This window comes from Parazoarcus communis (assembly GCF_003111665.1).
GTDB classification, from domain to species: domain Bacteria; phylum Pseudomonadota; class Gammaproteobacteria; order Burkholderiales; family Rhodocyclaceae; genus Parazoarcus; species Parazoarcus communis_B.
In genome coordinates, this window is record NZ_CP022188.1 from 2617674 (window position 1) to 2636547 (window position 18874).

The 18874-nt window shown below is 62.0% G+C and carries 17 protein-coding genes; 3 read left to right on the forward strand and 14 right to left on the reverse strand.

The features are described from left to right. Nucleotides 1–27: 27 nt before the first annotated feature. The 3 genes from rpoD to rpsU form a co-directional block, all read right to left on the reverse strand. The gene (gene rpoD / locus CEW87_RS12025) at nt 28–2037 is read right to left on the reverse strand and encodes an RNA polymerase sigma factor RpoD (RefSeq protein WP_108973297.1); all 2010 of its coding nucleotides are present in this window, start codon (nt 2035–2037) and stop codon (nt 28–30) included. A gap of 48 nt (nt 2038–2085) precedes the next feature. Next, on the reverse strand, nt 2086–3900 hold the full coding sequence (dnaG, locus tag CEW87_RS12030; RefSeq protein WP_108973298.1) for a DNA primase: 1815 nt from the start codon (nt 3898–3900) through the stop codon (nt 2086–2088). An 83-nt stretch (nt 3901–3983) separates the two neighbouring features. After that, on the reverse strand, nt 3984–4196 hold the full coding sequence (rpsU, locus tag CEW87_RS12035) for a 30S ribosomal protein S21 (protein ID WP_002924646.1): 213 nt from the start codon (nt 4194–4196) through the stop codon (nt 3984–3986). Nucleotides 4197–4343: 147 nt separating this feature from the next. On the opposite strand from rpsU, the gene tsaD reads away from it, so the two are divergent. After that, a complete protein-coding gene (tsaD, locus tag CEW87_RS12040) occupies nt 4344–5372 on the forward strand; it encodes a tRNA (adenosine(37)-N6)-threonylcarbamoyltransferase complex transferase subunit TsaD (RefSeq protein ID WP_108973300.1) in 1029 nt (342 codons plus the stop codon). 29 nt (nt 5373–5401) lie between these two features. Here tsaD and plsY read toward each other — a convergent pair whose 3' ends face one another. After that, a complete protein-coding gene (gene plsY, locus CEW87_RS12045) occupies nt 5402–5998 on the reverse strand; it encodes a glycerol-3-phosphate 1-O-acyltransferase PlsY (protein ID WP_199917012.1) in 597 nt (198 codons plus the stop codon). A 111-nt stretch (nt 5999–6109) separates the two neighbouring features. On the opposite strand from plsY, the gene CEW87_RS12050 reads away from it, so the two are divergent. Beyond that, nucleotides 6110–6487, forward strand: a complete 378-nt coding sequence (locus CEW87_RS12050; protein WP_108973304.1) for a dihydroneopterin aldolase — start codon at nt 6110–6112, stop codon at nt 6485–6487. Nucleotides 6488–6541: 54 nt separating this feature from the next. Here the strand turns inward: CEW87_RS12050 and CEW87_RS12055 are convergent, their stop codons facing one another. The 9 genes from CEW87_RS12055 to CEW87_RS12095 all read right to left on the reverse strand — a co-directional run bounded on the left by CEW87_RS12055 (nt 6542) and on the right by CEW87_RS12095 (nt 15293). Beyond that, nucleotides 6542–6901, reverse strand: a complete 360-nt coding sequence (locus CEW87_RS12055; RefSeq protein ID WP_108973306.1) for an H-NS family nucleoid-associated regulatory protein — start codon at nt 6899–6901, stop codon at nt 6542–6544. 181 nt (nt 6902–7082) lie between these two features. Continuing rightward, nucleotides 7083–7571 carry a Cys-tRNA(Pro) deacylase gene (gene ybaK, locus CEW87_RS12060; protein ID WP_108973308.1) on the reverse strand — a complete coding sequence of 163 codons (489 nt, stop codon included), beginning with the start codon at nt 7569–7571 and terminating at the stop codon, nt 7083–7085. 82 nt (nt 7572–7653) lie between these two features. Then, the gene (gene xerD / locus CEW87_RS12065) at nt 7654–8574 is read right to left on the reverse strand and encodes a site-specific tyrosine recombinase XerD (RefSeq protein ID WP_108973310.1); all 921 of its coding nucleotides are present in this window, start codon (nt 8572–8574) and stop codon (nt 7654–7656) included. Beyond that, nucleotides 8571–9056, reverse strand: coding sequence for a methylated-DNA--[protein]-cysteine S-methyltransferase (locus CEW87_RS12070; RefSeq protein WP_108973312.1), 486 nt, complete (start codon nt 9054–9056; stop codon nt 8571–8573). The genes xerD and CEW87_RS12070 overlap by 4 nt, the downstream gene beginning before the upstream one ends. A gap of 143 nt (nt 9057–9199) precedes the next feature. Then, complete coding sequence (locus CEW87_RS12075; protein ID WP_108973314.1) at nt 9200–10477, reverse strand: glutamate-5-semialdehyde dehydrogenase; 1278 nt, start codon at nt 10475–10477, stop codon at nt 9200–9202. A gap of 87 nt (nt 10478–10564) precedes the next feature. Continuing rightward, nucleotides 10565–11572 (reverse strand): DNA polymerase III subunit delta, encoded by a 1008-nt coding sequence (gene holA, locus CEW87_RS12080; RefSeq protein ID WP_108973316.1) that lies wholly within the window; start codon nt 11570–11572, stop codon nt 10565–10567. Further along, nucleotides 11569–12084, reverse strand: a complete 516-nt coding sequence (gene lptE, locus CEW87_RS12085) for an LPS assembly lipoprotein LptE (protein WP_108973318.1) — start codon at nt 12082–12084, stop codon at nt 11569–11571. Before lptE ends, holA begins: the two co-directional genes overlap by 4 nt. A gap of 10 nt (nt 12085–12094) precedes the next feature. Beyond that, a complete protein-coding gene (leuS, locus tag CEW87_RS12090; protein ID WP_108973320.1) occupies nt 12095–14716 on the reverse strand; it encodes a leucine--tRNA ligase in 2622 nt (873 codons plus the stop codon). 247 nt (nt 14717–14963) lie between these two features. After that, nucleotides 14964–15293, reverse strand: a complete 330-nt coding sequence (locus CEW87_RS12095) for a hypothetical protein (RefSeq protein ID WP_108973322.1) — start codon at nt 15291–15293, stop codon at nt 14964–14966. 345 nt (nt 15294–15638) lie between these two features. Between CEW87_RS12095 and CEW87_RS12100 the strand changes: the two genes are divergently transcribed. Continuing rightward, the gene (locus tag CEW87_RS12100; RefSeq protein WP_108973323.1) at nt 15639–17867 is read left to right on the forward strand and encodes a UvrD-helicase domain-containing protein; all 2229 of its coding nucleotides are present in this window, start codon (nt 15639–15641) and stop codon (nt 17865–17867) included. Between the two features lie 43 nt (nt 17868–17910). Here the strand turns inward: CEW87_RS12100 and CEW87_RS12105 are convergent, their stop codons facing one another. Next, the gene (locus CEW87_RS12105; RefSeq protein ID WP_108973325.1) at nt 17911–18690 is read right to left on the reverse strand and encodes a ParA family protein; all 780 of its coding nucleotides are present in this window, start codon (nt 18688–18690) and stop codon (nt 17911–17913) included. Nucleotides 18691–18874: the final 184 nt, after the last annotated feature.

Sequence of the window (18874 nt, forward strand, 5' to 3'; positions counted from 1 at the left end):
CAGGCGTACCTGACAGGCGGTAGCGTGTTACGCGTCGCTGTCGAGGAAGCTGCGCAGCTTCTCCGAACGGCTCGGGTGACGCAGCTTGCGAAGGGCCTTCGCTTCTATCTGACGGATACGCTCGCGCGTGACGTCGAATTGCTTGCCAACTTCTTCCAGCGTGTGGTCGGTGTTCATCTCGATGCCGAAACGCATGCGCAGCACCTTGGCTTCACGCTGGGTCAGGGAGTCGAGCACTTCACCGGTGGCGTCACGCAGGCCCGAGTACATCGCAGCTTCGGCCGGGGCCAGCGTTGCGGTGTCCTCGATGAAGTCGCCAAGGTGCGAGTCGTCGTCGTCGCCGATCGGCGTTTCCATGGAGATGGGCTCCTTGGAGATCTTCATGATCTTGCGGATCTTGTCCTCGGGCATCTCCATCTTCTCGGCCAGCGTTGCCGGATCGGGCTCGGCACCGGTTTCCTGAAGGATCTGACGGCTGATGCGGTTCATCTTGTTGATCGTTTCGATCATGTGCACCGGGATACGGATGGTGCGTGCCTGGTCGGCGATCGAGCGCGTGATGGCCTGACGAATCCACCAGGTGGCGTAGGTCGAGAACTTGTAACCGCGACGGTATTCGAACTTGTCGACAGCCTTCATCAGGCCGATGTTGCCTTCCTGAATGAGGTCGAGGAACTGCAGGCCGCGGTTGGTGTACTTCTTGGCGATCGAGATCACGAGGCGCAGGTTGGCTTCGGTCATCTCGCGCTTGGCGCGGCGCATCTTCGCTTCGCCGGTGGACATCTGACGGTTGATGTCCTTCAGCTCCTTCAGCGGGATGCCGATCTTGTCCTGCAGGTCGAGCAGCTTCGCCTGTTCTTCGGTGATCGCCGGATGTACGCGCGACAGGGCATCGACATAGTTCTTGTTCGAGGCGAGCTCGCTGTCGATCCAGTCGGAGTCGGTTTCGTGACCGGGGAAGATCTTGATGAAGTGCTGACGCGGCATGCCTGCGCGATTGACGCACAGTTGCAGGATGTGACGCTCATGTCCGCGCACCTGCTCTACCATGCGGCGCACGGAGTCACACAGACGTTCGATCGACTTCGCGGTAAAGCGGATGTTGATCAGTTCCTCAGAGATCAGTTGCTGGTACTCAAGGTAAGCCTTGTCCTGCGAACCTTTATCCGCGAGCACCTTCATCATCTGCTCGTAGTGGCCGCGGATTGCCTCGAAGCGGGCCAGCGCGTCGGTCTTGAGTTGCAGCAGCGATGCCGCGTTGGCAGCGCCTTCGCTGTCGCCGTCGCTGTCGTCGTCGCTATCGTCGTCGTTGTCGTCCGAATCGTCGCTGTCGCTGTCGCTGTCGGCGCTTTCTTCAGCGGCCTCGGCTGCGGCGGCGGCGGTTTCTTCGGCGGTCGGTGCATTCGGGTCGATCACGGCATCAACGATTTCGTCGATACGCATCTCCTCGCGGATGACCTTGTCGGCGATATCGATCATTTCGGCGATCGTGGTCGGGCACGCAGCAATGGCCAGAACCATGTGCTTGAGGCCGTCCTCGATACGCTTGGCGATCTCGATTTCGCCCTCGCGCGTCAGCAGCTCGACGGTGCCCATCTCACGCATGTACATGCGCACCGGGTCAGTCGTGCGGCCAAACTCGGAGTCGACGGTCGACAACGCCTGCTCGGCTTCTTCCTCGGCGACGTCCTCGTCCACCGTGGAGGCAACGTTGTCCGACATGAGCAGGTCTTCGGCAGCGGGGGCTGCGTCGTAGACCTGAATGCCCATGTTGTTGAACGTCGCAATGATGCCTTCGATCTGCTCGGCATCGGCTACATCGTCAGGAAGGTGGTCGCTGATCTCGGCGTAGGTGAGATAGCCACGCTCTTTGCCGAGGGTAATCAGGGTCTTCAGTCGCGTGCGACGGACCTCGGCATCAAGCGGCGCAATTTCCGGGCTTTCGATGATCAGCGCGAGCTTGTCCTTGGCCTTGGCCTTGGCAGTGCGACCTTTCGGGCTGTCCTTGCGCGTATCCTTGGCTTTCTCGCGTGCCATGGCACTCCTCGAATCAGGGCGAAATAAATGGGTAAACCGAAAATTATACTATAGATCTGAGACTTTGCCTGTGCTGGCAAGGTTCCGTTTTTCCAGCAGAAGTTCCGACAGGCGGTGGCGGTCGCCTGCTGAGAGCGCTCCCTGCTTCGACAGTTCCAGCAGTTCGGTGATCTCGCGTGCGATCGCGTCGCCTTGCAGCTTGCGCAAGGTGTCCTCGAACAGGGTCTCGACAACGGACTCCTCGAACTCCGATTCGTCCTGTTCCGTTCCCAGTCTGGCCAGCGTGTCGCCGTGCGGCGTGTCGCGAAAACGTTCGATCAGTGCGCCAAGACCGCCGGCAGGGATTGGCTCGCCGAGGCTGACCAGATCAATGATGGCGATCATCGCGCGGCCCTCTGCGGAGTCGTCCGGGATGAGGTCGATCGGCAGTCGTGCTGCGCGCTCGGGGTGTTGGAGGATGAGTCGCAGCAAGGTGCCGATGGTTGATGGCGGCTTGCGTCGCCCTTGCGGGCGAAGAGGTTCGGTCCGGCGTGGTCCGCGCTTGAAGTCCTGCTTCTGGAAGCTCTGTCGCGGCGGTGCTGCGGCGGGCTTGAAGCCGAACGCCAGTTCGACTTCCGTCTGCGTCATCTCGGCTGCCTCGGCAATCGATTTGATGACCTGCAGACGGAGCATCGGTGCAGCAATTCGCGTGACCAGTGGGCGCGATTCATGGATCAGGCGTGCGCGTCCCTCGGCGGTGTCCAGTTCGCAGCGCTCCTTGAGTTCCTGCAGCAAAACGCTGGCCAGGGGGGATGCGCTCGCGGCGGCCTTGCGGAAGGCTTCTGCGCCTTCCTTGCGCACGAAGGAGTCGGGGTCGTGTTCGGCGGGCAGAAACAGGAAGGCGAGCGTGGTGTCGTCACGCAGTACTTCGAGTGCGTTCTCGAGCGCGCGCCATGCGGCCCGGCGGCCTGCGGCGTCGCCGTCAAAGCAGAACACGATGCGGTCGGTGTGACGAAGCAGGGTGGTGATGTGGTGAGGCGTGGTCGCTGTGCCAAGGGTTGCGACTGCGTTATCGACGCCGAACTGGGCGAGCGCAACAACGTCCATGTAGCCTTCGACGACAAGGGCGAAGCTGGCGTCCCGAATGGCCTTCTGCGCCAGGTACAGGCCGTAGAGTTCGCGACCTTTTTCGAACAGCGGCGTCTCTGGCGAGTTGAGGTACTTGGGTTCGCCGCTGTCGAGCACGCGGCCGCCAAAGGCGATGATGCGGCCCCGCCGGTCGTGGATCGGAAACATGATCCGGTGGCGGAAGCGGTCGTAGCGCCGACCCTGGTCGTTGTCGATTACCAGTCCGGCTTCAGCCAGGTGCTTGCTCTGGTAGTCGGGAAAGACGCGCTGGAGTGCCTGCCATTCGTCAGGAGAGAAGCCGATGCCGAAGCGGGCTGCAACCTCGCCGGAGAGGCCGCGGCGCTTGAGGTAGTCGATTGCTTCAGGGGCGTTCTTGAGCTGGTCGCGATAGAAGCGCGCCGCTTCAGCCATGGCGTCGACGAGCTTCGCATTGCCGTCATCAATGGCATTCTGGCCGGGCTTGCCGTCGTCCGGCACCTGCAGTCCGGCCTGATTTGCGAGTTCCTTGACTGCTTCAACGAAGCCGAGGCCGCTGTACTCCATCAGGAAGCCGATCGCGCTCCCGTGCACGCCGCAACCGAAGCAGTGGTAAAACTGCTTGCTCGGGCTTACGGAAAAGGAGGCTGATTTTTCGCCGTGGAAAGGGCAGCAGGCGAAATAGTTCGCGCCACTCTTCTTGAGGGGCAGGTAGCGCTCGATGACGTCGACGATGTCGACGCGGGCAAGCAAATCCTGAACGAAAGACTGTGGAATCATCGAACAGAAAAAATATCACGCCGGGCGAAGATCATGACGATCTTCGCCCGGCGTGCAGGCAACCGGAAAAAACCGGTGCGGGATCAGTAGAGCTTCGGCGGCAGCGTCTGGCTGCGAAGGCGCTTGTGATTGCGCTTCACCGCGGCGGCCAGCTTGCGCTTGCGCTCGGCGGTGGGCTTTTCGTAAAACTCACGCGAGCGCAGCTCAGTCAGCACACCGGTCTTCTCGATCGTGCGCTTGAAGCGACGAATAGCGACTTCAAACGGCTCGTTTTCCTTGACGCGGATACCCGGCATTGCTTACTTCCTTGAGTGTCTGGAGGGCAGAAAGATCGCAAATATAGCCGGTTAGTCAGACTCTGGCAAGCATCTTGGTATTTTTCATTGCCGGAAAAACGCTCGGCGGAAGGTAAAATGACGCATTGACGACCGGGAATGCAGGGAATGAAGGTACTGGGTATCGAGACGTCGTGCGACGAAACAGGCGTTGCAGTGTATGACACCGAGGCGGGTTTGCTTGGACAGAGCCTGCATTCGCAGATCGATCTGCATGCGGTGTATGGCGGGGTTGTGCCCGAACTCGCATCGCGCGATCACATCCGGCGCTTGCCGATCCTGGTACGCCAGGCCCTTGCCGAGGCAGGGCTCGATATCGGGGCGATAGACGCCATCGCGTACACGGCAGGGCCCGGTCTTGCAGGCGCCTTGCTGGTGGGTGCGAGCGTGGCCGAGTCGATGGCGATGGCGGCCGGCATTCCGGCGCTCCCCGTGCATCACCTTGAGGGACACCTGCTGTCGCCACTGCTTGCTGCGGACCCACCGGATTTTCCCTTTGTCGCCTTGCTGGTGTCGGGCGGGCACACGCAGTTGATGGCGGTGACCGGCGTCGGTGCCTACACGCTGCTGGGTGAATCGCTCGACGATGCCGCAGGCGAGGCCTTCGACAAGACGGCCAAGTTGATTGGTCTCGGATATCCGGGCGGCCCTCAGTTGGCGGCGCTGGCGCTGCAGGGAAAGCCGGGACGTTTCAAGCTGCCGCGGCCGATGCTGCATTCGGGAGATCTTGATTTCAGCTTCAGCGGCCTCAAGACGGCCGTGCTGAACGTTGTCTCGGGGCCAGGTTGGCAAGCCGAGTGGGCGGCGGATCTGGCTGCAGACTTTCAGCAGGCCGTGGTGGAGGTGCTGACCGCGAAGTCGCTGGCGGCATTGAAGCAGACGGGACTGAAGTCGCTGGTGGTGGCAGGCGGCGTGGGAGCCAACGTGCAGTTGCGTGCCGGGCTCGATAGCGCCACACGTCGACGTGGGGCTCGCGTGTACTACCCCGAGCCTGCGCTGTGCACCGACAACGGCGCGATGATTGCGTTTGCCGGCGCGCTGCGGCTAGCAGGCGGAGCTCGTCCGGAGCAGGCGCCCGGCGTGCGGATCCGGCCACGCTGGCCGCTGGCAGAGCTGCTGACGCCAGCCGGAGGGTAGTTTTCTTGATGCGGGTGGGTAGGGGTAACTCAGCTCTTCTTGCTGCTGCCCAGCCGGCCCTCGGTGCCGGCCAGCAGGCGCTGGATATTGGCAGCGTGACGCCAGATCAGCACCGCGCTCATGGCAAGCAGCACTGCGATGACCGGATTTGCGCCCAGCAGAAGGTAGCCTGCTATCGGCGAGACGATGGCTGCCCCAAGCGATCCAGCCGACGAGTATCGGCTCGCAGCGGCGATCAGCAGCCAGGCTCCAAGGCAGGCAAGCGCAATCCGCCAGTCGATCCCGGCCAGCACGCCAAGTGCGGTGGCGACGCCCTTGCCGCCGTTGAAGCGCAGAAAAATCGTGAATACGTGGCCAAGGAAGGCGGCAAAGCCGGCAAGCGCCGCTTCAGGGGCGGTGAAGCCCAGCTTGAGTGCAATCGATACCGCAACCCAGCCCTTGACGCAGTCGCCAATCAGGGTGAAGGCTGCCGCGGCCTTGTTGCCGCTGCGCAATACGTTGGTCGCGCCGGGGTTGCCCGAACCGTAGCTGCGCGGATCCTGCAGGCCGAACAGACGGCTGGAAACCAGCGCAAAAGGAATGGAGCCGAGCAGGTAGGCAGCGACAAGCAAAAGCAGGACAGACATCATTTCTCCGTGACCCCTGAGTTCAGGTGGTCTTGTGATTCGCGCCACACATCGTGCGCAAGCAGCCTGAGCATCCGGCTAGAATTGCGGCGATTCTAATCGGGAAACGACATGGATTTCATCTTCATCGAAGAGTTGCGGGTGCAGGCCTGGGTGGGCATCTATCCGCGGGAGAAAATCGCACCGCAGACAGTCGAGCTGCACCTGACCTTCGGGGTGCCCGATGCCGCAGCGGAGCAGGACGATATTGCGGATACGATCAATTATGCGGAAGTGATCGAGCGGATCCGGGGGGAATTGGCCGAGCGCCACTTCAACCTGATCGAAACGCTCGGCGAATTCGTCGTGAACCTGCTGTTCGAGGAGTTCGGTGCGCCGTGGGTAAAGATTCGCATCGCAAAAATCGGTGTGATGAAAGGCGTGCGCCGGGTTGGCGTATTCATTCAGCGCGGACGGGAAGGCGTTACCCTGCCGCCGGGAATGGGCTGAAATCACGTGACGTAAAAAAACCCGGCGCTGCCGGGTTTGAATTTGCCTGAATTTTCAGACCGCGAGTTCTTCGATCGACTTGCCTTGGGCGAGCCAGTCGAGTGCCCATTGCGGCTTGCGGCCACGACCGCTCCAGCCCTGATCCGGGTTGGCCGGGTTGCGGTACTTGACGACACTGACCTTGGCCGGCTTTTTTGCCTTCGGTGTTTTGGCTGCCTTTGCCGGCTTTGCCGCAGCTTTCTCCGTGCTCGAGGTGCCGAGCACGTCATCGAGCGACAGGCCTTGTTCGGCAGCCATCTTCTGCATGCGCTTGATCAGGTCGCGCCGCGCAGTGTCGCTGCGGCGCCGGATTTCGGTTTCAACTTTCGATTGCAGGCGGCGCAATTCGGTCAGCGACAGATTGCCAAGTTCCATGATTTTTCTCCGGCTTATGTCCATAATTGAAATGTGGGGATGTTGATCCTGCTGTTGAATGCAATTGCACGGGCGTATTTTGACAGTAAATCACTCTGAAAATAAAACGATTTTTCTGAAGTCCGGATAATCTCCGTTTTTCAGACGTCAATTCGTCCGTGAGGAGGCCGCTGCAAAGTGCTCAGTTTGCGACCTGAACAAGATTGGCCTGCAATACGCGGAGCAGGTCGTGCGGGTGAATGCCAACCAGATAGCCGCGCTTGCCGCCATTAATATAGATCAGCGGCAGGTCGAGAATCGATTTTTCCATGTATACGGGCATTTTCTTACGGGTGCCAAAGGGCGACGTGCCGCCGATCAGAAAGCCCGAGTGCCGGTTGGCGACCTCCGGTTTGCACGGTTCGATGCGCTTTCGACCGGCCTGCCGCGCCAGTTCCTTGGTTGAAACCTTGTGGTCGCCATGCATGAGCATGACGAGCGGCTGGGCGTTTTCGTCTTCCATGATCAGGGTCTTGATGACGGCGTGTTCGGCCACATTCAATTCGCGTGAAGAGACCTCTGTCCCGCCGTGCTCTTCATATTCGTAGAGGTGATCGGAGTGGGCGATCCCGTGCTGTCGCAAGAAGCGGGTTGCGGGTGTTTCCGGTGCGTGTTTTTCAATTTTGCTCATGATCGGATTTCCTGATGACGGCAATATCGCGTGACGGCCATTAAGGACTGACAATTGGCGAAGTATCAGTCGGTCTCGTGGTTCAGGCGCGCGGGTGATGAAGTTGATGAAGTTGTTTCAAGCGTTCGCGGGCGACATGCGTATAAACCTGCGTGGTCGAAATGTCCGCATGGCCGAGCAGCATTTGCACGACCCGCAGATCGGCGCCGTGATTGAGCAGGTGGGTGGCAAACGCATGTCGAACGGTGTGCGGCGATATACGCTGTACCGGAATGCCAACCTGCACGGCGTATTGCTTGATGATCCGCCAGAACATCTGTCTTGTCATTCCGCTACCGCGCCGCGTGACAAAAATGGCGTCGCAATTGCGTCCGGCGAGCAAGGTGTTACGGGCATCGCCGACGTAGCGGGCAATCCATTCGGATGCAATTTCACCGAGCGGGACGAGTCGTTCCTTGCTGCCTTTCCCCATGATGCGGACCACGCCTTCGTTCAGGCTGATCGCGAACAGCTTGAGTTCGGTCAGTTCGGAAACGCGCAGACCACATGCATACAATACCTCAAGCATGCAGCGATCCCGGATGCCGAGTTCGGTGTCGGTGTCGGGGGCGGCGAGCAGGGCTTCGACCTGGACTTCCGAAAGCGTCTTTGGAAACCGGTCGGAGGGCAGGGGTGAATCCAGTTGCAGGGTGGGGTCTTCGCTGATCCGGCCCTGCGTCAGCAGATGGCGGTAATAGCGCCGCCAGGCCGATAGCAGTCGGCGCTGGCTGGTGGCCTTGGCGCGCAGGCTGAATTCGGCCAGATAGGCGCTCAGCTCGGCTGCCGGTGCCGATTGAAGGGGAATTCCGCGAGCGGCGAGCCATTTGCCGAACAAGGCGAGGTCGCTGCGGTAGCCGGACAGGGTGTTGCGCGCCAGTCCGTGCTCCAGCCACAGGGTGTCGACGAAGGCGTCAAGCTCATCGCGCAAGGTGTCGGGCAGGGGAGGTGCAGGTGTCCGGCTCATTGCATTTCGTTGTTCAGCAACCAGCGCTTGGCGGCAATCAAGTAGCCGTCGCGGGCGTTGGCAAAGCCGCCGATACCCTGTGCAGCGACAACGCGGTGGCAGGGGACGGCCAGCGGAAACGGATTGGCACCACAGGCCTGCCCGACTGCACGTGGGGCGCTGTCGAGCAGGCGGGCTATTTCGCCGTAGGTGCGCACCTCGCCCGCCGGAATAGCCTGCAGAGCATCCCGCACCCGGCGCTGAAAGGCCGTGCCGCACGCAGCGAGGGGGAGCGCCAGCGCCTGTCCTGGCGATGCGATCCAGTCGCGGATATGAGTGGCGACCGCGGCAGCGACCGGCGAGCACGGAGCCTGTTCTGGCGTGTCTGGCGGCAGAAATACCATCTCTGTGACGCTATCGCCGGCGATACGGATGCCGAACTTGCCGAAGGGCAGGTTCAGCACGGCGGCGAACGCTTGCTGTCGGGGTTGCCGTGTGGGCATCGTGTTACCTGAGTGCTGGCGCCGTCCCTGCAGCGAGTGCGGATGCGCCGTCGATCACGGGGCTGAAAGCGGAACGCCCGTGCAATGACGGGCGTTCCAATGCTATCTGTTCGATATACGGTGCGATAGTGCTTCGAGCGCAATCAGCGGCGGATTTCTCCGTTGCCGAAAACGATCCACTTCTGGCTGGTCAGGCCTTCAAGTCCGACAGGGCCGCGGGCGTGGATCTTGTCGGTCGAGATTCCGATCTCTGCGCCGAGGCCGTATTCGAAACCATCTGCGAAGCGCGTGGACGCATTCACCATGACGGAGGCCGAATCGACCTCGCGCAGAAAGCGCATGGCGTTCGTGTAATTCTCGGTCAGGATCGACTCGGTGTGTCCCGAACTGTAGGTGTTGATGTGCTCGATGGCTTCATCCAGGCCAGCAACGATCTTCACCGCGATGATCGGCCCGAGGTACTCCTCGCTCCAGTCCTGCTCCGTCGCGGCCACGAGCTTGTCGGCGGCGATGCCGGCTTCCGTCAGCAGCGCGAGTGATTCCGGGCAGGCGCGCATCTCGACGCCTTTGCCGGCGAGCATGGTGCCGATGGCGGGCAGGCAGAGGTCGGCCACCGTGCGCGAAACGAGCAGCGACTCGGCGGTGTTGCAGGTGCCGTAGCGCTGGGTCTTTGAGTTCTCGACGATGGGTACGATACGCGTCGGGTCGGCTTCGTCATCGACGTACACATGACAGTTGCCATCGAGGTGCTTGATCACGGGGACTCTGGATTCGCGCGAGATGCGCTCGATCAGGCCCTTGCCTCCACGCGGCACGATAACGTCCACGAACTCGGGCATGGTGATGAGGGCACCGACGGCAGCCCGGTCGGTGGTGTCGACAACCTGTACTGCATGTTCCGGCAAACCAGCGGCGGCAAGTCCGTTGCGCACACACTCGGCAATCGCCTGGTTGCAGTGCAGGGCCTCGCTGCCACCGCGCAGGATGGCCGCATTGCCTGACTTGAGGCATAGCGCGGCAGCATCCGCTGTGACGTTGGGCCGGGCTTCGTAAATGATGCCGATGACGCCGAGCGGCACCCGCATCTTGCCGACCTGAATGCCCGACGGGCGGCGCTTGACGTCGGTGATCTCGCCGACCGGGTCGGGCAGTGCCGCGACCTGTTCGAGGCCGACGGCGATGGCCTCGACGCCCTTCTCGGTGAGCGTCAGGCGGTCGATCATGGACGGCTCGAGACCGGCGCGACGCGCAGCTTCAAGGTCCTGCGCGTTGGCGGCCAGCAAGGTGGCGGCACGTGCCCGAATGTCAGCTGCCATGGCCAGCAGGGCAGTGTTCTTGGCCTCGGATGAGGCCGCAGCCAGCAGACGGGATGCGGCGCGGGCCTGTCGCCCGAGAGTTTGCATGTAGTTCTGGATGTCCATCTGTATCTTCGCAGCGCTAGAGCCAAACAGGAATTAAAGCATTGAAAGTGCTTCGTGTGGTTCGCTTGTGCAATCCGGCCATTGAACTTATCGGCGGGCGAGTCGCAGTGCCAGTTGCAGAAACTCGTCCCAGACATCGCCGGCGACCAGCCCCTTGATCATGCGATCGATGCGCGCTGCGTGCATCAGCGCGGCGCGCAGCCCGGACTGGCTCAGGCGCTCCAGCGCACGACCCAGCGCCTGCTGACGCTTGTTGTCGAAGATGCGCTCGCTCTTGAACAGCGCGGCGAGTGGCTGCCCTGCATCGCGCCCGGCGCGCAGACTGGCGAGACTGCGGGTTTCGTTGGCGAGCGCCCACAGGATCAGCGGAGGGGCAGCACCTTCTCCCTTGAGTCCTTCGAGGAGTCGCGCACAACGTGCAGGGTCGCCTTCGAGCACCGCCTGACGCAGCTTGTCGATGTCGTAGCGGGCAACGTTGAGCACGGCGTCCTGAATCTGTTCGAGGCTGAGTTTGCCTTCCGGATGCAGCAGACCGAGCTTGCGGATCTCCTGGTGGGCCGCAAGCAGGTTGCCTTCGACGTGGTCCGCGATGAAGCTCAGTGCTTCGGGGTCGGCAGACTGCTGCTGGGCGGCAAGGCGATGCGCGATCCAGGCAGGGAGGCGTTCGCGCTCGGGCGCATTGAGCTCGATGATGATGCCGTGCTCGCCGAGCGCCTTGAACCAGGCCGTCTTGCGCGTCTGCCAGTCGAGTTCGGGGAGCGTGATCAGGGTGAGCACGCCCGCAGGCAAGTGGGCGAGGTAGCGTTGCAGTGCGTCCCCGCCTTCGCGGCCGGGCTTGCCTGTGGGAATGCGCAGGTCGACCAGCTTTTCGCCGCCGAACAGCGACATGTTGCCGGCCGCCATGGTCAGGCTTTCCCAGCGGAAACCCTGGCCGACGACCAGCGTTTCACGTTCGGAGAAGCCCTGCCGCCTGGCGCTTGCCCGGATTGCATCGCCGGCCTCGAGCACCAACAGGGGCTCGTTGCCGAAAAGCACCCACAGTGGCGCCAGTGGCTTGTCGAGCTGGCTCGCGAGCTGGTCTGGCCTCAGGTTCACTGTGGCCGGCGATAGGCCGCCAGGCGGCGCATGATCTGCTGCACGAGGTCGGCCTGCATGTCGCGATAGAGCAGCGCTTCTTCCTGCTCCTTGCCTAGCACCTCTTCATCGTCGAAGGTGTACTCGCGCTGTCCCGAGATGTTCGTTGGCGGGATCAGCTCGACGTTCTTGTTGTCGATGAGGCGGAAACGGATGCGCTGGGTGAGCTGGTACTCGCGCACCGTACCGGAGCTCGTGAGGCTGAGGATTTCCCGGCCACGCTCGTTTGCAAGAATCTGAAGTCTGGCCTCCGCCTTGCCTGCATTTTCGGTGACCGTTGTGGTACCGCTGTTTTCCACCTTGCGGCGAATCGCCGAGCCAAGGTCGGAGAACTCGCTGACACTGACATGCAGGGTGGAGAAGGCAAGGGGTTGAGGCCCGCGCAGATGGAAGCCGCAGCCGGCAAGCATGGCCGAGGCTGCGAGTGCCGCGCCTGCTTTGAGCAGGCGGCGGCGGGCAGTATTGGAGTGCATGAGTGCGTCCTCAGACCACGATGTTGATCAGACGGCCGGGAACGACGACGACTTTCTTCGGCGGCTTCCCTTCCATGAACTTCTGTGCGGCTTCGGAAGCCAGTCCGAGCGCTTCGATCTCGGCCTTGCTGGCCTCTGCAGCAACCTTGATGCTGCCGCGCAGCTTGCCATTGACCTGCACCATCAGCTCGATTTCGTCCTGCTTGAGCGCGGCCTCGAGGGGCTCGGGCCAGCTTGAAGCGAGGATGTCTTCACCGAAGCCGCAGTCCGTCCACAGCGCATGTGCGATATGCGGGGTGATCGGCGACAGCAGGCGCAACAGGATGGAAAGCCCCTCTTCGGTCAGTTCGGCGTGGGCTGCGGCGTTGTCACGCGGCGCCTTTTCGAGCGCGTTGAGGATCTTCATTGCGGCCGACACCACGGTATTGAACTGGTGCTTGCCGAAGTCGTAGTTGGCCTGTTTCAGATGGGTGTGAATCTCGCGGCGCACGTCGGCAAGATCGGCCGGCAGCTTGCCTGCAGCCAGCTGGCGTGCAGCGGGCAGTGCAGCGCGCATCTCGCTGCCGAAGACATGGCCGAGGTTCCACACCCGGCGCAGGAAGCGCGACGCGCCCTCAACGCCGGAGTCGGACCATTCCAGCTGCTGATCGGGCGGGGCGGCGAACATGGTGAACAGACGTGCGGTATCCGCGCCGTACTGATCCACCAGCGCCTGGGGGTCGACACCGTTGTTCTTCGACTTCGCCATCTTCTCGACGCCGCCGATCACGACCGGCAGGCCGTCGCTGGTGAGCTTGGCGGCCACGATGCGACCGCGCTCGTCACGCTCGACAGTGACGTCAGCCGGGTTGATCCACTGCTTCTTGCCGCCGTCGAGGTCGCGGTAATAGGTTTCGGCAACCACCATGCCCTGCGTGAGCAGGTTGGCGAAGGGCTCGGACACATTGACCAGGCCGCAATCGCGCATGGCGCGGGTAAAAAAGCGCGAATACAGCAGGTGCAGGATGGCGTGCTCGATGCCGCCGATGTACTGGTCCACCGGGGCCCAGTAATTGACGCGCTCGTCGACCATTGCAGTGTTGCTGTCGGCACAGGCGTAGCGCAGGAAGTACCAGGACGACTCGACAAAAGTGTCCATGGTGTCGGTTTCGCGCTTGGCCGGCTTGCCGCACTTGGGACAGCTGCATTCGTAGAAGGACGCCATCTTGGCCAGCGGCGAACCGCGACCGGTCACCTCGACGTTCTCGGGCAGCACCACCGGCAACTGCTCGTCCGGCACTGGCACGTCGCCGCAGTCGTCGCAGTGGATCATCGGGATCGGGCAGCCCCAGTAGCGCTGGCGCGAAATGCCCCAGTCACGCAGGCGATACTGGATACGCTTACTGCCCAGTCCCTTGGCTTCGAGGTCGGCAGAGATCGCATCGACTGCATCCTGGAAGTGCAGTCCATCGTACTTGCCGGAATTGACCAGCCGGCCTTGTTCGGCGTAGGCGTCGATCCACGGTGAAACGGTCTGCTCGTAGGCGTCGCGGGTGGAGCGCACCACCATCGTGATCGGCAGTTTGTAGCGGGTGGCGAAGGCGAAGTCGCGCTCGTCGTGGGCGGGAACCGCCATCACAGCGCCCTCACCGTAGCCCATCAGCACGTAGTTGGCGACCCACACCGGCAGGTATTCGCCGGTGATCGGATGCACCACGCGCAGGCCGGTGGGCATGCCTTTCTTTTCCATCGTTGCCAGATCAGCTTCGGCGACGCCGCCGCGCTTGCATTCTTCGATGAAGGCAGCCAGTTCGGCGTTGCCTGCAGCCGCCTGGGTGGCGAGGGGGTGTTCGGCAGCGACGGCGACGTAGGTTGCGCCCATCAGCGTGTCGGCGCGGGTGGTGAACACCTTGAGTACGCCTGATGCGCCAACGGTCGAGAGGTCGTAGGGGAAGTGCACCTCGACCCCTTCCGAGCGGCCGATCCAGTTTTTCTGCATCAGCTTGACCTGCTCCGGCCAGCCGGACAGGCCATCCAGCGCTTCAAGCAGTTCGTCGGCGTAGGCGGTGATCTTCATGTAGTACATGGGGATCTCGCGCTTCTCGACGAGTGCGCCTGAGCGCCAGCCGCGGCCGTCGATGACCTGCTCGTTGGCGAGCACGGTGTCGTCGACCGGGTCCCAGTTCACCGTGCCAAGTCGTTTGTAGATCAGGCCTTTTTCGTAGAGGCGGGTGAACAGCCACTGCTCCCAGCGGTAGTACTCCGGCGTGCAGGTGGCGATCTCGCGTGACCAGTCGATGGCAAAGCCCAGGCGCTTGAGCTGGGTCTTCATGTAATCGATGTTGGCGTAGGTCCACTTCGCCGGCGGGACGTTGTTCTGGATGGCCGCGTTCTCGGCGGGCATGCCGAAGGCGTCCCAGCCCATGGGCTGGAGCACGTTGTAACCGCGCATGCGATGAAAGCGCGCCAGTACGTCGCCAATCGTGTAGTTGCGCACATGTCCCATGTGCAGCTTGCCCGACGGGTACGGGAACATCGACAGGCAGTAGTATTTGGGACGGCTGGCGTCTTCGGATACACGGAAGGCCGAGGTGGCGTCCCAGTGCTGCTGGGCGGCCGTTTCGACGGCGGCGGGCTGGTATTTGTCCTGCATGGGCGGGGTGCGTGCGCTCAAAGCGTTGAAAACGCGAAAGTATATCGCGAAGCCCGGTGTCGGCGCTCGGGCAGTCGGGCCTGAATGCCGATTCCGCTGCCGGTGTGGGGCTGGAGAACTGCTCTTTTCGGGGGTTCAGCAAAAAAATGGCACCCGGCGGAGGGGCCGGATGCCAAATCTCCGATGAAGGAGAGGGAGGGAGGCGGTGGGCGCTGCGCAGTGGTGGCAGCGGCCGAATTCGAATCGATCAGGCGGCTTTCTGGGGTTTGATGCCGGTCTGGCGCTGCCAGTTGGTGGACATCGCCTTGAGCATGTCTTCCATCGCGGTCAGGGGCATGTTCCACATGCGCTGCTGGCTGCGAAGAATGGGCGTGACGCACGGTGTGCACAAGGTTTCCTTTTCGGCTTCGAGCAGGTCGAGGAAAATATCATTGGCAGCACCCCAGTACTCTGAATTGCCCACCCAGCCGGTTTCGGCGGTGGCTTCGCGTACGGCCTTGCGCCATAGTGCATTGGCGCGCTCGATCGGGACGCCAGCCTTGCGGGCGTACCAGGGAAGTAGTTTGGGTGCTTTCATCTGTATTCTCCGTGTGGCCGTTGTCGGCCCTCGTGCGCGTTCGGGGTCTTGTGGACCTGCGCCTTGCGCTCCGTATGTTGTGCTGCGATAAAAAATATTGGCTTCTTAAGAAGCATTCTATGCGGTGTCTGGCAAGATTGCCGTGAAAAAGTTCATCAATTTGTTGCTGTGCACAATTTCAGCGTATCGCAGCCCCCAGCCGGGATCAAGTTTCTGTGTCGGAAACGCAACACTATTCCATTAGTTATAGTCACCCCCCGCTCACCACAACCGGTCCCGCTCGACGCCAGCGCTAGCGGGCTGTGCGGCATCAGCGGTTAAAATAGAAGCAGTAAAGGAAAACTCATGTCCCAACTGCTTGCCAATCTGAATCCCGAACAACTTCAGGCCGTTACCCTGCCGCCGCAACATGCGCTCATTCTCGCGGGCGCAGGTTCGGGTAAGACCCGCGTCCTGACCACCCGTATTGCCTGGCTGATCCAGTCCGGCCAGGTCGATCCGTCCGGCATTCTCGCCGTCACCTTCACCAACAAGGCGGCAAAGGAGATGCTCGCCCGCCTTGGCGCGATGCTGCCAGTCAGCCCGCGTGGCATGTGGGTCGGCACGTTCCATGGTCTGTGCAACCGGCTGTTGCGCGCACATCATCGTGATGCCGGCCTGCCGCAGCTGTTCCAGATTCTGGATTCGGCCGACCAGCTGGCCGCGATCAAGCGCTTGCTGAAGACGCTGAATGTCGACGACGAGAAATTCCCGCCACGTGAGCTTCAGCACTTCATCAATGGCCAGAAAGAGGCGGGAAATCGCCCCCATGCAGTCGAGGCCTGGGACGACTTCACCAAACAACGCGTTCAGCTCTACCAAGAGTATGAAGCGCAGTGCCAGCGCGAGTCTGTTGTGGATTTCGCGGAGTTGCTGTTGCGCACCTACGAGTTGCTCGAACGCAATGAGCCGATTCGGCGCCACTATCAGCGGCGTTTCCGGCACATCCTGGTCGATGAGTTTCAGGACACCAACAGGCTGCAGTACCGTTGGCTGAAGCTGCTGGCGGCAGATGGCGCCGAGGGGGGCGCTGCCTTGCTGTGCGTAGGGGATGACGACCAGAGCATCTATCGGTTTCGCGGTGCGGAAGTTGGCAACATGCGCGATTTCGAGCGTGAATTTCAGGTCAAGAACGTCATTCGCCTCGAGCAGAACTATCGGTCGCACAGCAATATCCTGGATGCGGCGAATGCGATCATTCGCTTCAATACGCACCGCCTGGGCAAAAACCTGTGGACCGACCAGGGGGCGGGCGAGCCGATCCGTGTGTTCGAGGCCTATGCCGACTCTGACGAGGCGCGCTGGATCGTGGAGGAAATACAGGGCTTGGTGCGCGATGGACGTTCCCGCGCCGAGATTGCGCTGCTGTACCGTTCAAACGCGCAGTCGCGCGTGCTGGAGCATCGCCTTTTCTCGGCCGGTATTCCGTACCGGGTCTATGGCGGCCTGCGCTTTTTCGAGCGCCAGGAAATCAAGCACGCGCTTGCCTATCTGCGCCTGATCGCCAATCCGGACGACGACACTGCGTTCGCGCGGGTGGTGAATTTTCCCACGCGCGGTATCGGTGCCCGTTCGATCGAGGTGCTGCAGGACGCCGCGCGCACCTACAACACCAGCCTGTATGCCACCGTGCCCCACCTGACGGGCAAGGCGGGAACCGCGCTGGGCCAGTTCCTGAGGATGATCGAGGATCTGCGGCGTGATACCGGGCCGCTGACCCTTCCCGAACTCATTGATCACGTACTGGATCGTTCCGGTCTTCGAGATCACTACAAGAGTGAGAAAGAGGGGAGCGAGCGCCTGGAGAACCTGGACGAACTGTTGAACGCGGCAGCCAACTTCGTTGCAGAGCAGCAGGCGGGCGCGCCCGGCGCAGATCCGGCGGATGCCGGCGAGCACCGTCAGCTTGCCGACTTTCTTGCCCATGCGTCGCTCGAGGCGGGCGACCATCAGGCGGATCAGGGGGCGGATGCGGTGCAGTTGATGACCGTGCATTCGTCCAAGGGGCTGGAATTCGACGTGGTCTTCCTGTCGGGGCTTGAAGAAGGCCTGTTTCCGCATGAGAACAGCATTCTCGAAGCCGAGGGGCTCGAGGAGGAGCGGCGGCTGATGTATGTGGCGGTGACGCGCGCCCGCGAGCGCCTGTATCTGTCATTTGCACAGAGCCGGATGCTCCACGGTCAGACTCGCTACAACCTGCGCTCACGCTTTCTCGAGGAGATTCCGGTCGGGCTCACCAAGTGGCTCAGCCCGCCGAGTCCCCGTGCGGCACTTGGTGGCGCGACCGGCGGCGCTGGCGGAGCCTACTTCACGTCGTCCGCGAAACCGGCCGCAACGCAGCGCGAACCGCGGCCTGCGTTTGCCAGTTTGCCCGGCGGTCTGCGCATTGGTCAGAACGTGAGCCACGCCAAGTTCGGGCAGGGCGTGATCGTCGCCGCCGAGGGCGGCGGCAGTGACGCCCGTGTTCAGGTGAACTTCGGCTCGGCGGGGATGAAGTGGCTTCTGCTCGCAGTGGCCAAGCTCGATCCGGCCTGAGTGCGTTCCAGAGTGGCGGCGGGCCTGTGCAGGCCCACGCCGCTCAGGCGCCGTACTTGCGTGCCAGATTGTCGTGCAGGGAGACGAATTCCTGCGCGAGTTTGTGCTTGGGCTCGAGGTGGATCATCGGCTTGGCCTGTTCGTGTGACTCCTTGATCTTCACCGAGGCCGACAGGTAGGGCTCAAGTACGGGCAAGCCCTCATCGATCAGTTCCTGCACCACTTTTTGCGGCAGGCTGGCGCGTGCCTGGAACTGATTCACCACGATGCCTTCGACTTTCAGGTCGCGGTTGTGGTCGGTCTTGATTTCCTCCACGTTCTCGAGCAGGGAGTAGAGCGCGCGGCGCGAGAAGTCGTCGCAATCGAACGGGATCAGGCAGGCGTTGGCGGCAATCAGGGCCGAGCGGGTGTAGAAGTTGAGCGCGGGCGGCGTGTCGATATAGACGCAGTCGTATTCCTCGGCGAGTTCGTCGAGTGCGTCGCGCAATTTGTAGATCTTGTAGCGCGATTCCAGCTTGCTTTGCAGCTCTTCCAGTTGCGGGTGGGAGGGCATGACGTGCAGGCCGTCGAAGGGGCTGGCGACGATGAAGTCGCTGGTTGCTTTCGGATTGAGCTTGAAATTTAGCGTCTGGTCGAAGAAGTCGGCCAGCGTGCTGTCAAGCGAGTCGCCCGAGACGCCGAGAAGGTACTGCGTGGAGTTGCCCTGCGGGTCGAGGTCGATGACCAGCGTGCGCTTGCCCTGTTGGGCGCTGATTGCTGCCAGATTGCAGGTAATGGTGGATTTGCCGACCCCACCTTTCTGATTGAACACCACGCGTCGCATCGTCGATTCCCCTCCGGTTGTTGCGGCATTGTGCCAAAAATCGGCAAACCTATCCCGGATAGCTGTTTTGCGCAGGGCACACCTGCCCAAGCCGCGAGCGCTGCGCTAAACTTCCGACTCGTTATTCATGACCGTTGCAGCCTACTCCCCGGGGCGCTCGGCATGCGGGCCCGGTCGGGTCCGG

Excerpts from the sequence above, each read along its gene's own strand:
- rpoD (WP_108973297.1), bottom strand. The coding sequence starts at position 2,037 with ATGGCACGCGAGAAAGCCAAGGATACGCGCAAGGACAGCCCGAAAGGT.
- dnaG (WP_108973298.1), bottom strand. The coding sequence starts at position 3,900 with ATGATTCCACAGTCTTTCGTTCAGGATTTGCTTGCCCGCGTCGACATC.
- rpsU (WP_002924646.1), bottom strand. The coding sequence starts at position 4,196 with ATGCCGGGTATCCGCGTCAAGGAAAACGAGCCGTTTGAAGTCGCTATT.
- tsaD (WP_108973300.1), top strand. The coding sequence starts at position 4,344 with ATGAAGGTACTGGGTATCGAGACGTCGTGCGACGAAACAGGCGTTGCA.
- plsY (WP_199917012.1), bottom strand. The coding sequence starts at position 5,998 with ATGTCTGTCCTGCTTTTGCTTGTCGCTGCCTACCTGCTCGGCTCCATT.
- CEW87_RS12050 (WP_108973304.1), top strand. The coding sequence starts at position 6,110 with ATGGATTTCATCTTCATCGAAGAGTTGCGGGTGCAGGCCTGGGTGGGC.
- CEW87_RS12055 (WP_108973306.1), bottom strand. The coding sequence starts at position 6,901 with ATGGAACTTGGCAATCTGTCGCTGACCGAATTGCGCCGCCTGCAATCG.
- ybaK (WP_108973308.1), bottom strand. The coding sequence starts at position 7,571 with ATGAGCAAAATTGAAAAACACGCACCGGAAACACCCGCAACCCGCTTC.
- xerD (WP_108973310.1), bottom strand. The coding sequence starts at position 8,574 with ATGAGCCGGACACCTGCACCTCCCCTGCCCGACACCTTGCGCGATGAG.
- CEW87_RS12070 (WP_108973312.1), bottom strand. The coding sequence starts at position 9,056 with ATGCCCACACGGCAACCCCGACAGCAAGCGTTCGCCGCCGTGCTGAAC.
- CEW87_RS12075 (WP_108973314.1), bottom strand. The coding sequence starts at position 10,477 with ATGGACATCCAGAACTACATGCAAACTCTCGGGCGACAGGCCCGCGCC.
- lptE (WP_108973318.1), bottom strand. The coding sequence starts at position 12,084 with ATGCACTCCAATACTGCCCGCCGCCGCCTGCTCAAAGCAGGCGCGGCA.
- leuS (WP_108973320.1), bottom strand. The coding sequence starts at position 14,716 with ATGCAGGACAAATACCAGCCCGCCGCCGTCGAAACGGCCGCCCAGCAG.
- CEW87_RS12095 (WP_108973322.1), bottom strand. The coding sequence starts at position 15,293 with ATGAAAGCACCCAAACTACTTCCCTGGTACGCCCGCAAGGCTGGCGTC.
- CEW87_RS12100 (WP_108973323.1), top strand. The coding sequence starts at position 15,639 with ATGTCCCAACTGCTTGCCAATCTGAATCCCGAACAACTTCAGGCCGTT.
- CEW87_RS12105 (WP_108973325.1), bottom strand. The coding sequence starts at position 18,690 with ATGCGACGCGTGGTGTTCAATCAGAAAGGTGGGGTCGGCAAATCCACC.